The sequence below is a fragment of the Microtetraspora glauca genome (assembly GCF_040656155.1).
Taxonomy (GTDB): domain Bacteria; phylum Actinomycetota; class Actinomycetes; order Streptosporangiales; family Streptosporangiaceae; genus Microtetraspora; species Microtetraspora glauca.
This window is the reverse complement of the sequence record NZ_JBFALK010000028.1, coordinates 74,840-88,048: the sequence shown is the minus strand read 5'-3', so window position 1 is coordinate 88,048 and position 13,209 is coordinate 74,840. Positions and strand designations below refer to the sequence as shown.

12 protein-coding genes are annotated in these 13,209 nt (G+C 71.7%); 5 read left to right on the top strand and 7 right to left on the bottom strand.

Going from position 1 to position 13,209, the window contains the following annotated elements; genetic code table 11:
• The first annotated feature begins 77 nt into the window (after window positions 1-77).
• Entirely contained in the window at window positions 78-833 is a 756-nt protein-coding gene (locus AB0I59_RS37215) for a LysE family translocator (RefSeq protein WP_358140669.1), read from the top strand.
• Between the two features lie 95 nt (window positions 834-928).
• Here AB0I59_RS37215 and AB0I59_RS37210 read toward each other — a convergent pair whose 3' ends face one another.
• Window positions 929-1,936, bottom strand: coding sequence for a MerR family transcriptional regulator (locus AB0I59_RS37210; RefSeq protein WP_358140666.1), 1,008 nt, complete (start codon window positions 1,934-1,936; stop codon window positions 929-931).
• A 252-nt stretch (window positions 1,937-2,188) separates the two neighbouring features.
• Window positions 2,189-3,043, bottom strand: coding sequence for an aminoglycoside adenylyltransferase domain-containing protein (locus AB0I59_RS37205; RefSeq protein ID WP_358140663.1), 855 nt, complete (start codon window positions 3,041-3,043; stop codon window positions 2,189-2,191).
• 277 nt (window positions 3,044-3,320) lie between these two features.
• Here AB0I59_RS37205 and AB0I59_RS37200 point away from each other — a divergent pair, with 277 nt between their 5' ends.
• Window positions 3,321-4,079 carry a MerR family transcriptional regulator gene (locus tag AB0I59_RS37200; RefSeq protein ID WP_358140660.1) on the top strand — a complete coding sequence of 253 codons (759 nt, stop codon included), beginning with the start codon at window positions 3,321-3,323 and terminating at the stop codon, window positions 4,077-4,079.
• 119 nt (window positions 4,080-4,198) lie between these two features.
• On the opposite strand, the gene AB0I59_RS37195 is transcribed toward AB0I59_RS37200, so the two are convergent.
• Complete coding sequence (locus AB0I59_RS37195) at window positions 4,199-4,789, bottom strand: TetR family transcriptional regulator (RefSeq protein ID WP_061254718.1); 591 nt, start codon at window positions 4,787-4,789, stop codon at window positions 4,199-4,201.
• Window positions 4,790-4,947: 158 nt separating this feature from the next.
• Between AB0I59_RS37195 and AB0I59_RS37190 the strand changes: the two genes are divergently transcribed.
• The 3 genes from AB0I59_RS37190 (at window position 4,948) to AB0I59_RS37180 (ending at window position 8,446) form a co-directional block, all read left to right on the top strand.
• Window positions 4,948-5,706, top strand: a complete 759-nt coding sequence (locus AB0I59_RS37190) for an SDR family NAD(P)-dependent oxidoreductase (protein WP_358140656.1) — start codon at window positions 4,948-4,950, stop codon at window positions 5,704-5,706.
• 37 nt (window positions 5,707-5,743) lie between these two features.
• The gene (locus AB0I59_RS37185; protein WP_358140653.1) at window positions 5,744-7,375 is read left to right on the top strand and encodes an FAD-binding protein; all 1,632 of its coding nucleotides are present in this window, start codon (window positions 5,744-5,746) and stop codon (window positions 7,373-7,375) included.
• A gap of 366 nt (window positions 7,376-7,741) precedes the next feature.
• Window positions 7,742-8,446, top strand: a complete 705-nt coding sequence (locus tag AB0I59_RS37180; protein ID WP_358140650.1) for an HAD family hydrolase — start codon at window positions 7,742-7,744, stop codon at window positions 8,444-8,446.
• Window positions 8,447-8,578: 132 nt separating this feature from the next.
• Here AB0I59_RS37180 and AB0I59_RS37175 read toward each other — a convergent pair whose 3' ends face one another.
• The 4 genes from AB0I59_RS37175 to purB form a co-directional block, all read right to left on the bottom strand.
• Window positions 8,579-9,997, bottom strand: coding sequence for a pyridoxal phosphate-dependent decarboxylase family protein (locus AB0I59_RS37175; protein ID WP_358140647.1), 1,419 nt, complete (start codon window positions 9,995-9,997; stop codon window positions 8,579-8,581).
• Complete coding sequence (locus tag AB0I59_RS37170) at window positions 9,990-10,616, bottom strand: helix-turn-helix domain-containing protein (RefSeq protein WP_358140644.1); 627 nt, start codon at window positions 10,614-10,616, stop codon at window positions 9,990-9,992. The genes AB0I59_RS37175 and AB0I59_RS37170 overlap by 8 nt, the downstream gene beginning before the upstream one ends.
• Window positions 10,617-10,812: 196 nt before the next feature.
• Complete coding sequence (locus AB0I59_RS37165; protein ID WP_358140641.1) at window positions 10,813-11,703, bottom strand: GNAT family N-acetyltransferase; 891 nt, start codon at window positions 11,701-11,703, stop codon at window positions 10,813-10,815.
• Window positions 11,700-13,127, bottom strand: a complete 1,428-nt coding sequence (purB, locus tag AB0I59_RS37160) for an adenylosuccinate lyase (protein ID WP_061254725.1) — start codon at window positions 13,125-13,127, stop codon at window positions 11,700-11,702. The genes AB0I59_RS37165 and purB overlap by 4 nt, the downstream gene beginning before the upstream one ends.
• Between the last annotated feature and the right edge of the window lie 82 nt (window positions 13,128-13,209).

Below are 13,209 nucleotides of genomic sequence, written 5' to 3'. Positions count from 1 at the left end.
GAGCAGCCCGCCCGGCTGGAGGGCCGGGGCGAGCACTCAGGTGGACGGCGCACGACAGTCATCACAACAATCGCCATATGACCATGTTCTCCTCGCTTGCCTCCTTCGCCGTCGTCGCCGGCCTGATGACGATCGTTCCCGGTCTGGACACCGCCCTGGTCCTGAGATCGGCGATCACGGGCGGACGGCGGCACGCGTTCGCGACCGCGCTGGGCGTCAACACGGGCGTGTTGGTGTGGGGCGCGGGGGCCGCGGTGGGCGTGTCGGCCCTCCTGACCGCGTCGCAGACGGCGTACACGGTCCTGCGGCTGGCCGGAGCGGCCTATCTCATCTGGTTCGGGGCCACCATGGTGTGGCGCACGATGCGCGGGCGGCCCGCACCCTCGACGACCGCATCCTCAGCGAGCGCGTCCACGCAGCCCGCACCCCTCCAGCCCGCACTCCCCGAGCCCGCACTCCCCGAGGCGGCGAACGCGGAAGGCGCCGACCCGGAGGCGAAGATCGACTCCGCGCCGGTGACAGGGCCGGTGACAGGGCCGGCTGGGGCGTGGGCGCGCGGGTTGGTGACGAACCTGCTCAACCCCAAGATCGGCGTGTTCTACGTGGCCATGCTGCCGCAGTTCATCCCGGCGGACGCGCCACACCTGCTGACGGGCCTGCTGCTGGCGCTGGTGCACAACGTCGAGGGGATGGCGTGGTTCACCTTGCTGATCTTCGGTACCCACCTGGCGCGCGCCTGGCTGATGGGGGCCCGAGTCCATCGGATCATCGACCGGATCACCGGCACCGCTCTGGTCGGGTTCGGAGTGCGCCTGGCCCTGTCCGGCGACTGAGCGGCGAGCACGCTGTCGGCACCGCGTGCTGTACCTGAAGGACACCTCCCGTCCCGACCCGTGGAACCTGGACGTCTCCGTCAGGGAGCTCAAGGTCACCCTCTGGTACCCCACCAGGCAGAAGGGAGGTCAGCGCGCGCCGGACATGACGGCCAAGGAGTCGGAGCTGCCGCCAAAGGGATCATGAGATGGGTGACCAGCCGTTCAGACGGCGTGGTCGAGGGATCACTGACATAGACCTCACGCAGCGGCCCCGCCGGAAGATGGCCGCGCTCGGCGCACCAGGCGAGCAGCGCGTGCGCGGTGAGCGCGATCTGGTCGTAGGGCCCGACATGGGTGGCACGGGCGAAGGTGCCCCCGGGGAGGATGTCCAGCGACGTCCCGGGCGGCGCGCCGTGGCCGTGCCCGCCCGGGACCACCGTCCCCGGCAACACCACCGCGACCGTGACCGGGATCGTGTCGCCGAAGTCGACCGGGAACAGGCCGATGAGCCATACCGGCCCGCCGCCCGTCCCGGACTCGGCGGCTCTCTCCGGCCCGGCCCCCTGCCCAAGGGCGGCGAGCAGGCGGGCGACACAGGCGGAGGTGACCCGTCCGATCTCCTCCGGCGTGGCCGCGACGTCGCGGAGTACCGCGACGCGGCGCGGCGGCTCGGTCACCACGCTCACCTGCGGGGCGGGCAGGCCGCTCTCCAGGATCCGTTCCAGGGTCTGGAGCGTGCGACGCCGCCGGGCCAGCTCGGTTTCGAGATCATCCCGTACGCGGGCGAGTGCGGCGGCCGCCCGGCGGTCCCCCGTACGCGGGGATCCGGCATCGGCCACCTGGTCCGCCGGGACCGGGTTCAGCGTTTCTCCGGTGTCCACCATCGGCCCGATCACGGTGGCGATCACGGCGAGAGGGACGTCGAGGGAGCGCAGCAGCCCGATCGCCAGGGCGGCCCGCGCCTGCCCGGCCCGGTAGTAGCGGTAGCCGCTGTCCGGGTCGATCAACACGGGTTCGAGCAGTCCGAGGTCGGCGTAGTTGCGCAGCTGTTTCACGCTGAGCCGGGCCAGCCGGGCGAACTGCCCGATGGACAACAGGTCGTCGTTCACGCGATCCAGCATGGTCCCTCCCCCCGTGGGAGAGTCCACTCAGCACGTACGCTCCCGCTGCTCGGGCCGCGTACCACCGGCGACGGCGTGTGACGGCGCCGGGAGACGACGGGGCCACACGGTAAGGAAGAAACCCTTTACCGCAAGGAACGCAAGGAAGGGACGGAAGGAGGGCGACCCCGCCGGGAGACCCCTGCCGGACCCTCCGGGTCGGAGTCACGGAGTCACGGAGTAGAGGACGGCGAGGAGCGGGAGGACGGCGCGTCACAGCCGATCCGCGTCAGCGATCACCTCGAGGATGAACTCGCCGACGAGACGGACCCGCCGCTCGGGGTCGGCGAGCGAGGGGTCGGGCCAGGCGGTCGCCGGCTCACCACGCCGGTGGGCGAGGGCCGCCCGAATGAGCGAATGCCAACGCACGCCGAAGGTGTCGAGCGCGTACTCACCCGCGGTCTCCTTCGGGATCACCTCACCGGTGGCGATCGTGTGGTGCAGGCGGGGCGGGCCGAGCGCGCCCCAGGCCGCCAACGACTCCGCCATCCAGCGCGCCGGGACGAACGGCAGGCTCCGCACCCTCCCGGCCAATGCCCTGTCTGCCCAACTCCGCCAGTAGCCGTGCAGGTTGTCCAGGTTCCAGGCGCGCAGCCGGTCCGGTTCCGGGTCGAGGCCGAGCTCGTCCGGAGCCTGCCCCCGCACGGTGATCCCCCGCTCACGCAGCACCTTCCACATCACCGGGTTCACATCGAAGCCGCGGCCGCGGCCGAAGGACGGACCGGTGTGCGAGGCCAGCGGCCGGATCTCCGTCACCGGCCTGCCGAGGTCCCCGGCCGACACGAACACCCCGTTCATCGTCCCCGGGACGGTCGGCCGAACCCGGACCAGTGCTCGCCCGACGGCCCGGGCGTTCCCGGCCGGGTGGAGCACGCGCAGCCGGCGTACGTCCCGCGCGCTGAGGTCGCCCTCCACCACGGCGACGAAGTCGATGTCGCTGCGTCCCGCGCGCCACGCGCCCAGCGCCGCCGAGCCGACGACGTAGAAGCCGGTGATCCGCCCTGGGAGCAGCCGGTCGGCGACGGCCAGGTAGCCGGTGACGGGCCGTACGGCATCTGGATGCAGCATCCACGGAGTCTGCCACAGGCAGCCTTGACCACGCCGCAATACCGCGCCGCGACGACCGCGGTACCCGTCCACCTGCGCCGGAGAACGGGCGGCCCCTCCGCGGGGCATGGCGTTCCCGCCGGGGGACATGACGTTCCCGCACCGCCTCGCGCGGTCGGTACAGTGCACGCGCTCGGCGCACATCCCCCGGCATCGAAGCCGGGAGCCTGCCGGTCGAAACCGGCTTGACCCTCACGTCACGAGAGACCGCAGGCTGGACCATGAAAGGAGGAGAGCCATGAGCTACTCGGTCGGCCAGGTGGCGGCCTTCGCCGGTGTGACGGTCCGCACGCTGCACCACTACGACGAGATCGGACTGCTGTCCCCCAGCGAGCGGACCCACGCCGGATACCGCCGCTACAGCGAGCCCGATCTCGACCGTCTGCAGCGGGTCCTGTTCTACCGCGAGCTCGGATTCTCCCTGGAGGAGATCGCCGCCATCCTCGACGAGCCGGGCGTGGACGCGCTCACCCACCTGCGCCGCCAGCACGAACTGCTGCGCAGGCGGATCGTCAGGCTCACCGAGATGGCCGAGGCGGTCGAGACAGCGATGGAGGCCCAGATCATGGGGATTTCCCTCACCCCGCAGGAGCGGTTCGAGGTGTTCGGCGACTTCCGGCCCGAGGAGTACGCCGAGGAGGTGGAGGAGCGCTGGGGCGGCACCGACGCCTTCGAGCAGAGCAGACGCCGCACCGCGTCCTACACCAAGGAGGACTGGCTGCGGATCACGACGGAGGCGGCCGAGGCGCTGGCCGCGTTCGCCGCCGCGTACGAGGCCGGTATTCCTGCCGACGGCGAGCAGGCGATGGACGCCGCCGAGCGGCACCGCGCCCACATCAGCCGCTGGTTCTACGACTGCGGCTACGAGATCCACAAGGGGCTCGGTGAGCTGTACGTCAGCGACCCGAGGTTCACGGCGAACTACGAGTCCACTGCGGTGGGGCTGGCCCAGTACGTCCGGGACGCCATCCACGCCAACGCCGGCCGCAGGTCCTGACCCCCTCTTTCTGACCCACTGACCGGCTGACCGGTTCACCACCCGGCTGAGGTGGCCGCGCCGCGTCCTGATCACCGACATCGGCGTCCCGCGCCGACGACGGCGGCGAGGTGAGCCGGTCAGCCCGTACGGCCCGGCCCGCCTCCGGCCCGGCCCGCCGCCGTCATCCCTTCGCGGATGAGTCCCCACGCCCGTTCGGCGGTCCGGCGCCGAGCGGGGGCCGGAGTCCTGGCCAGGATCCCGGCGAGCATGCCGACGGCCAGGAGGAGATCGCCGCTGGTGAGGTCGCTCCGGATGCCGCCCGCTCGCTGGGCTCTGGAGAGCGGAGCCCCCAGCAGGGTCTCCACACGGGCATGGACGTCGCGGATGCGCGGGTCGATCGGCGCCATGCTGACCATGTCGATGAACGCGGTCGAGGCGATGGTCTGCTCGGTGATGAGCGTCAGCAGGTCGGTGAGTGTGGTGCCGGGTTCGGCCGCCAGCGCCTCCAGATCGTTCACGCTGTCCTCGAACACGGCCAGGGCCAGGCTGACGCGGTCGGGAAAGTGCCGGTAGAGGCTGCCCTGACCGACCCCCGCCCTGCGGGCGACCAAGCTGAGCGGCGCGTCGTAGCCGGCGTCGGCGAAGACCTCGCGAGCCGCGGCTATCAGCGCCGCACGGTTCTCCGCGGCGGCACTGGGCCCTCTGTTGGGTCGACGAGTAGCAGGCACAGCGGGTATTTTAACAACCGGACAATATTGTCCGGTTGTTTGCGGAGGCGACATGACCGACGGGACCGCACGAACCACCGGTCCTGATCAGCACGGCCTCCGACGCCAGTCGGCCTCACCGGACCTGGCGCCCACCTTCCCCCCAAAGGACTGAGCGCATGACCACCGACACCTTCACCGACCGCGTCAGCCTCATCACCGGCGCGGGCTCCGGAATCGGCCGCGCCATGGCCCTCGCCTTCGCCAAAGCAGGCGCCCGCGTCGTGGCCTGTGACATCAACGCGGAAAGCGCCGATCGGACCGCCGCCGAGATCGGCGACGCCGCCATCGCCGTCGCCGCCGACATCTCCGACGAGGAGGCGGTCACCGCGCTGGTCGAGCGGGCCATCGGCGAGTACGGCCGCATCGATGTGCTGTGCAACAACGCCGGAATCATGGACGACATGGCCCTGCCCGCCGACGTCACCCTCCAGCTATGGGAACGCGTCCTGCGGGTCAACCTCACCGGCACTTTCCTGCTCACCCACGCCGTTCTCCCCCACATGCTCGCCCAAGGCGCCGGCGCCATCGTCAACACCGCCTCCGAAGCCGGCATCCGCGGCGGCGCCGCCGGCGCCGCCTACACCGCCTCCAAGCACGGCGTCGTCGGCCTCACCCGCAGCGTCGCGTGGGCATACGCCAAAAACGGCATCCGCTGCAACGCCATCCTCCCCGGCCCCACCATGACCGGCATCGTGGAATCCGCCGCCTCCTTCGACCCCACCGGCCTGGCCCGCCTCGCCCCGGTCCTCGCCCTCGGCGAGAGCATGGCCCAACCCGAGCAGATGGCCGACGCCGCCCTCTTCCTCGCCTCCGGCGCCGCCTCGTTCATCAACGGCGCCATCGTCCCGGTCGACGGCGGCTGGTCGGCCGCCTGACGCGTCACGCACACCCCCAGATCGAAGGATCAGCACGATGACAGAGCAGTGGGACACCCACGTCGACGTCCTCATCGCGGGAACCGGCGCGGCCGGGCTGACCGCGGCCATCACCGCCGCCGACGCCGGGCTCGGCGTCCTCGTCGTGGAGAGCACCCCGAAGTGGGGCGGCACCACGGCCGTCTCCGGCGGCGGCCTGTGGATGCCGGTCAACCCGCTCATGATCCGGGCCGGCGTCCCGGACTCCGTCGAGGAGGCCCTGCAGTACATGCAGGCGTCCATCGGCGACGCCGGCCCCGCCTCCTCCCCCGAGCGCAGGCGCGCCTTCCTCGACAGCGGGCCCGCGGTGATGCGGCTGCTCGGCCGCCTCGGCGTCCGCTGGACCCGGGCCAAGGACTACCCCGACTACTATCCCGACCGCCCCGGCGGCAAGGTGGGCCGCGGAGTCGAGGTGGCGCCCTTCGACACCAAACTGCTCGGCGCCTGGTACGCCACCGCCCGCGCCGCAGACGGGCTCCCCGCACCGGTGACCACCGACGACGTGTGGCTGCTGGCGCGGGCCTGGTCCACCCCCAGAGGCTTCGTCCGCGGCGCCCGCTTCGTCTTCCGCACAGTCGGCGGCCTCGCGTCCGGCAAGCGGCTGGTGGGCCTGGGCGGCGCCCTGAGCTGCTCCCTCATGCACATCGTCCGCACCCAGCAGACCCCGGTCTGGTTGTCGTCGCCGATCGTCGAGTTGATCACCGAGGACGGCGCCGTCGTCGGCGCGGTGATCGACAAGAAGGGCCGCCGGATGCGCGTACGCGCGCGGCGCGGCGTCGTACTCGCCGCCGGGGGATTCGCCCGTAACGCGGAGTGGCGGCAGAAGCACCACGGCATCCCCGGCTACTCCGCCGCGCCGGAGGGCGACCTCGGCACCGCCATCGACCTCGGCGCCAGGGCCGGGGCCGCGCTGGAACTCATGGACGACGCCTGGTGGGGCGCGGGCACCGTCGGCCCCGACGGCACCCACGGCTTCATTCTGTCGGAGCGGTCCATGCCGTTCTCCATCGTGGTCGACGCGGCCGGCGAGCGCTTCACGAACGAGTCGGCCTCCTACATCGACTTCGGCCACGCCATGCTCTCCCACACCGTGCCGGGGCCGACCTGGCTGGTCACCGATGTCCGGCACGCCCGCCGCTACCTGTCCACCGCCTACGTGGGCCGCAAGAAGCAATGGCTGGCCGCCGGCACCCTGGTCGAGGCCGCGTCGCTGCACGAACTCGCGGACATCACCGGCATGGATCCGGTACGGCTGGCCGCGACCGTCAAACGGTTCAACGGCTTCGCCCGCACCGGCGTTGACGCCGACTTCGGGCGCGGCAGGACCGTCTACGACAATTACTACGGCGACCCCAGGGTCAAGCCGAACCCCAACCTCGGCCCGCTGGAGCGCGGCCCCTTCCGCGCCCTGCGGCTCTACCCCGGCGACCTGGGCACCAAGGGCGGCCTGCTGACCGACGCCGACGCCCGCGTGCTCCGCGAGGACGGCACCGTCATCCCCGGCCTGTACGGCGCGGGCAACACCACCGCCTCGGTCATGGGCCGCACCTACCCCGGTCCCGGCTCGACCATCGGCCCGGCCGTCGTCTTCGGCTACCGCGCCGCACGGCACGCCGCCACGCCCGCCTGAGAACCACCAGGACCCCGGCCAGAACGGCAGCCACGAACGGCGGCGCCTTCCCACGCGAAGGCGCTGCCGCCGGCCATGGCGTCAGCACGCCGCGCCGGGACGCCCGCCACATCCCCTTGCACAACCTTGAAGTGGTGGGTGGAGGTGGACGTGCTGACGGGATGTCGAAGCCCCGCAGGCGATGTCCTCGCCGGTGGCGTCGAGCCCGGCCCCGCGCACCGGGCAGGGACCGGCGTCCGCTACATACGGGCCGCGGACGTGTGCCACAGGCCGTCCCACGACACGATCCGGGGCCATTCCATGGGAGGGTTACCGCGTTCACCTGCGTGAAATGCAACCGAAACACCGGCTGGCCAGGATGGCGTCATGATCAGGGCGATTCTGTTCGACCTCGACGAGACCCTTTTCGACCACCGCCAGGCGGTCGCCTACGCCGCGACCACCTGGACGGAGTCGTTCTCGCCCGGGCACGAACTGCTGACAGAGGTCCCCGCCCTCTGGCTGGACCTGGAGGACAGACACCTCCCCTCCTGGTACGCCGGGGAGTGCTCCTTCGACGAGCAGCGCCGCAGGCGGCTCCGGGACTTCTGCCGGCGCCTCGGCCTGCCCCTCCCCACCGACCTCGACGCGGCGTACGGGGACTTCCTCCTGCACTACGAGGCCGCCTGGGCGGCCTTCCCCGACGCCGCCCAGGCGATGGACGCGCTGTCCGGCCTCGGCCTGACGCTCGGCGTGCTCACCAACGGCGTACCGGTCCAGCAGGAGGCGAAACTGCGCCGCATCGGCCTGATGGACCGTCTCGACCCCGTCCTGACCCCCGACGCGCTCGGCGGCAACTTCAAACCCACCGCCGCGTGCTACCTCGCGGCGGCCGCCAAACTCGGCCTGCGCCCGCAGGAGATCCTCCTCGTCGGGGACAACCGCGACCTCGACGCGATCGGCCCCACCACGGTGGGCATGCACGGCGTCTGGCTCGACCGCTACGGCACACCCCAGGAGCGGGACGACCACGCGACCGGCGGCCCTCCCCGGATCGCCTCGCTCCTGGAACTCCCCGCGCTGCTCAACTGACCCATGTCATCTTCTCGGCAGCGCCGGCCGAGGAGGGGGCTCACCCGCATGCCCGGTAACAGAGCCTGCTCGATGGTCTCCGGACCCCGGAGGTGGACGGCGGTCCACATGGTGGATCCTCATGGTGGATCCTCACGCGGTGGCCTCCCTTACCGCGGTCCGGATTTCGTCCAGCAGGGCGGTGAGGTCGGCTTCGGTGGTCTCCGGGTGGAGGATGCAGGCACGCAGCGCCGCCGTGCCGGAGAGCCGGGTGCCGGTGAGGAAGGCGTGGCCGCGGCCTTGCACGATGGCGGGGATGGCCTGGTTCAGTGCGTCTGTCGCGGCCGGGTCGAGCGTGACGGACCGATAGCGGAAGGCGATGACGGAGGTGACGGCCGGTGCGAGCAGGTCGAAGTCGTCGGAGGCTTCGATCATGGCGGCGAGGGTGCGCGCGAGCCGGGTGGTTCGCCCCACCAGGCGGACGATTCCCTCGCGCCCGAGGTGGGAGATCGTGGCCCATACCCGCAGCGCGCGGAACGGACGGGTCTGTTCGGGTCCGTACTCGGAAAACCACCCCAGTGCGTCGGCCTCGTCGTCGCGAAGATAGGGCGGTACGAGGCTGAAGGTGTCGCGCGCTCCGACGGGATCGCGGAAGAGGACGCAGCCGGCGTCGACGGGGACGCCGAGCCACTTGTGCGGGTCCAGGACGAGGGAATCCGCCAGTTCCAGCCCGGCGTAGAGGTGGCGGGCTCCCTCGGCGAGAATGCCGAGGGCGCCATAGGCGCCGTCGATGTGGAACCACAGCCCGCATTCACGGGCGATCCCGGCGACTTCTTCCAGAGGGTCGACAGTGCCGGTGTTCACCGTCCCCGCGCTGGCCGCGACGAAGAACGGCCGCACGCCCGCCTCCCTGTCCGCCGTGATCATGCGGCGCAGTGCGCCGGTCTCCATGCGGTAGGCGCCGTCGACCGGAACCGTGCGGATGTACCGACTTCCCATACCGAGGAGTTCCGCCGCCTTGCGCAGACAGCTGTGTGCCTCGGCCGAGGCGTAGATCGCCAGCGGACGCTGTCCGTACAGACCCGTCTCGCGCACGTTGTGGCCCTGTCGGCGGACAGCCCGCTGTCGGGCGGTGGCCATCGCGATGACGGTGGCCACCGAAGCCCCGCTCGCCAGCAGTCCGGCCCCCGGTTGGTACGGGAAGTCCACCAGCTCCGCCAGCCACCGCACGACGGTACGCTCCAGCAGGACACCGGCGTGTTCTCCCCCCGCGCAGCTCGGGTTCATCGCCGCGGCCAAAGGTGCGACCAGGACACCGGCGGGCGAGGGCGGGGAGTTGACCCAGCCGAAGAACCGGGGATGCCCGTTGCCCATCGGGTAGGGCAGGATCCGGTCGCGCACGTCGTGCAGCAGGTCCGCCAAGGGGCGCCCCGCCCCGGGCAGCGGCTGCCGGGTAAGCCATGAGCGGTCCGCTTCGGCCACCGGACGCCACACCGGCCCGCCTGGCACGGCGGCCAGATGATCGACTGCCAGGTCCACCGCCGACCGGCCCGCTCGTCGCAGGTCATCCATCATGGCCTCCATGCGGGGGACGGCCGTGGGAGCCGGCTGCGGGGCCCAGCGTCATGGCCAGGTAGTACACGCATGGGCCGGCGGAATCGTTGGCGAAGGCGTGCCGGCGGTTTCCGGGGAAGTAGGCGGCGTCCCCGACCTCCAGGCGGTGCGGAACACCGTCGACGGTCAGGCGCAGACACCCCGTCTCCACCGCCACGTACTCGTGCGACCCCGGCGCGTGCGGGGAGAACTCCCCCGCATCCACGCCCGGCCCCAGGGTGGTGCGCATGAACTCGAACTCGACATCCGGCAGGACAGGGGACAGAATCCGCCGTTCCCACCCGGAGGGATCCCGTACCACGTGCTGCCGGTCGCCGGGCAGGACCACGACATCGGGACGTACCGGCTCATCCAGAAGCCGGGCGATCGAGGTGCCCAGCGCGGTCGCCAGCCGGTCAAGGACCAGCACACTCGGCGTCTTGGCGCCGCGCTCCACCTCGGACACCATGCTTCGACTGACCCCGCTCAGCTCGGCGAGCCGCTCCAACGCCATGCTCCGGGCCCGCCGCTCAGCCCGGATCCTGGCCCCCAGCTCGCCCATGGACAAACCACTAGAAAAAGTGTTGCCGTCACCCATTCGCCCACTATAGCGATCGCCTTCCGCTTTAGAAGATGATCCCTGCCCGCGGGAGTGGCGGACCAAGTACGCGAGCAAGGGGCTGAGGCGCCGGCCAGAGGGCTCGTTTGCCGGGTGATGTGACCCTCCGCTTATGTTTGGTTGCGGTTCCGCTGGTTTCCCCCGGAAGGGCCTGCCGTGACGCGCCCAGGCGATCTCAGCCGACCCGGTTCGCCGCGACCCGGCGGCGGGCGTAGCCCAGACGCTCGTACAGCCGGACGGCGGACCCGTTCCAGTCGTCCACCATCAGCGCCGCCCGGCCGTGATCGGCCAGCAGCGCCGCCGTCACGAACCGGCACACCCGCTCGGCCAGCCCGCGCCCCCGCGCCCGCTCGGCGGTCGCCACCCCCGCCAGGAGCCCCACAGTGGGCGCGGACCACGCGTCGGCCGCGACCGCCACCAGCGCCTCCGCCGCGTCCCGGACCCCGGCCCACCGCGACACCCGGGCGATGCCCGGCACCGCGTACGAGGACGGGTTCGCCCGCGCGAGCAACTCGCCCACCTCGGGACCGGCGGCTGGGCCCAGCCATCCCGGCTCCGACCCCGCCATGGACCCCGGCAGGGATCCGGGATCCCGCTCGGCCTGCCTCCCGCGCCCCTCGCGGCCACCGGTCGCGGAAGCGGGAGCGGAAGCGAGCGAGGTGGTGACCATCCACGAGAACGGCACCGCCTCCGTCAACCCCTCGACCCGCGCCGACATCTCCATGATCAGCTCGACGTCACCGAACAACCGGTACGTCGGCCCCGACTCGGCCAGCGCATGCCGCACGAGCGGCAGAGCGCACGCCGCGCTCCCCCCGACGGCGAGCCGGTCACGGCGGGACGCACCCGGACTGGCCACCGCCACCGCGTCACCCAGCGCCCACGCCCGCACTCCCGGCCGCATCCCCTGAGCCGCCCACACGATCAGATCGTCGTCCCCGCACGCGTCGACGACCTCGGCGACCGTGGTCAGCTCCCGGAGCGCCCCACCCCGCCACGGCGCCGACGAAGAAGACGACGACGCAGCCGGGGACCGTACCGCGGGCGGCTCAGGAGCCGACGTCACAGGATCGCGCCCGGCGCGTACGCGGCCGCCTCCGGATAGCGTGCCGTGATCTCACCCACCCGCTCGACGAGCGCCGCCACCTGCCCCGACGCCGCACCCGTGAACGAGATCCGATCGGCCAGCAGCGCGTCGAGCCGCTCCCTGTCCAGCGGGAACCGCTCGTCGGCGGCGAGCCGGTCCAGCAGCGCGTTCGCCGACCCCTGCGACCGCATCGCCAGCGCCGACGCCACCGCGTGCTCCTTGATCAGCTCGTGCCCCGTCTCCCGGCCGACACCCGCGCGCACCGCCGCCATCAGCATCTTGGTCGTCCCGAGGAACGGCAGGTACCGATCGAGCTCCGCCTCGATCACCGCCGGGAACGCGCCGAACTCGTCCAGCACGGTCAGCATCGTCTCCACCAGGCCGTCGAACGCGAAGAACGCGTCCGGCAGCGCCACCCGGCGCACCACCGAGCAGGACACGTCGCCCTCGTTCCACTGATCCCCGGCCAGCTCGCCCACCATCGACGCGTACCCGCGCAGGATCACCGTCAGGCCGTTGACCCGCTCACAGGAGCGCGTGTTCATCTTGTGCGGCATCGCCGAGGAACCGACCTGGCCCTCCTTGAAGCCCTCCGTGACCAGCTCGTGCCCGGCCATCAGCCGGATCGTCTTGGCCAGCGACGACGGCGCGGCGGCCAGCTGCACCAGCGCCGACACCACGTCGTAGTCCAGCGAGCGCGGGTACACCTGCCCCACGCTGGTGAACCGGCGCGCGAAGCCCAGATGCGCGGCGACCCGATCCTCCAGATCCGCCAGCTTCTCCGGCGTGCCGAGCAGATCCAGCATGTCCTGCGCGGTACCGACCGGACCCTTCACCCCGCGCAGCGGATACCGCTCGATCAGATCCTCGAGCCGCCCGAACGCCACCAGCAGCTCGTCCGCCGCCGTCGCGAACCGCTTGCCCAGCGTGGTCGCCTGCGCGGCGACGTTGTGCGAACGCCCGGCCATGACCAGCTCGGCGTTCTCGGCCGCCAGCCGGGACAACCGCGACAGCAACGCCACCGTCCGCGCCCGCACCAGCAGCAGGCTGTCGCGGATCTGCAACTGCTCGACGTTCTCGGTCAGGTCACGCGAGGTCATCCCCTTGTGCACCTGCTCGTGACCCGCCAGCGCGTTGAACTCCTCGATCCGGGCCTTCACGTCGTGCCGGGTGACCCGCTCCCGCGCGGCGATGGAGGCGAGATCGACCTGCTCGGCCACCTTCTCGTAGTCGGCGACCGCCTGCGGCGGCACCTCCACACCGAGGTCGGCCTGGGCCCTGAGCACCGCGAGCCACAACCGGCGTTCCAGCACCACCTTGTGCTCGGGAGACCACAGACGGGCCAGCTCCGCCGAGGCATAGCGGGCGGCCAGGACATTGGGGATACGCGGCTTGTCACTCACGTTGCCTCAGTTTATTGAGTGCCCCCGGTACGGCTCGCGCCGGTCCCCCACAGGAGAACCGGCGCGCACCGCGTCCGTTCCG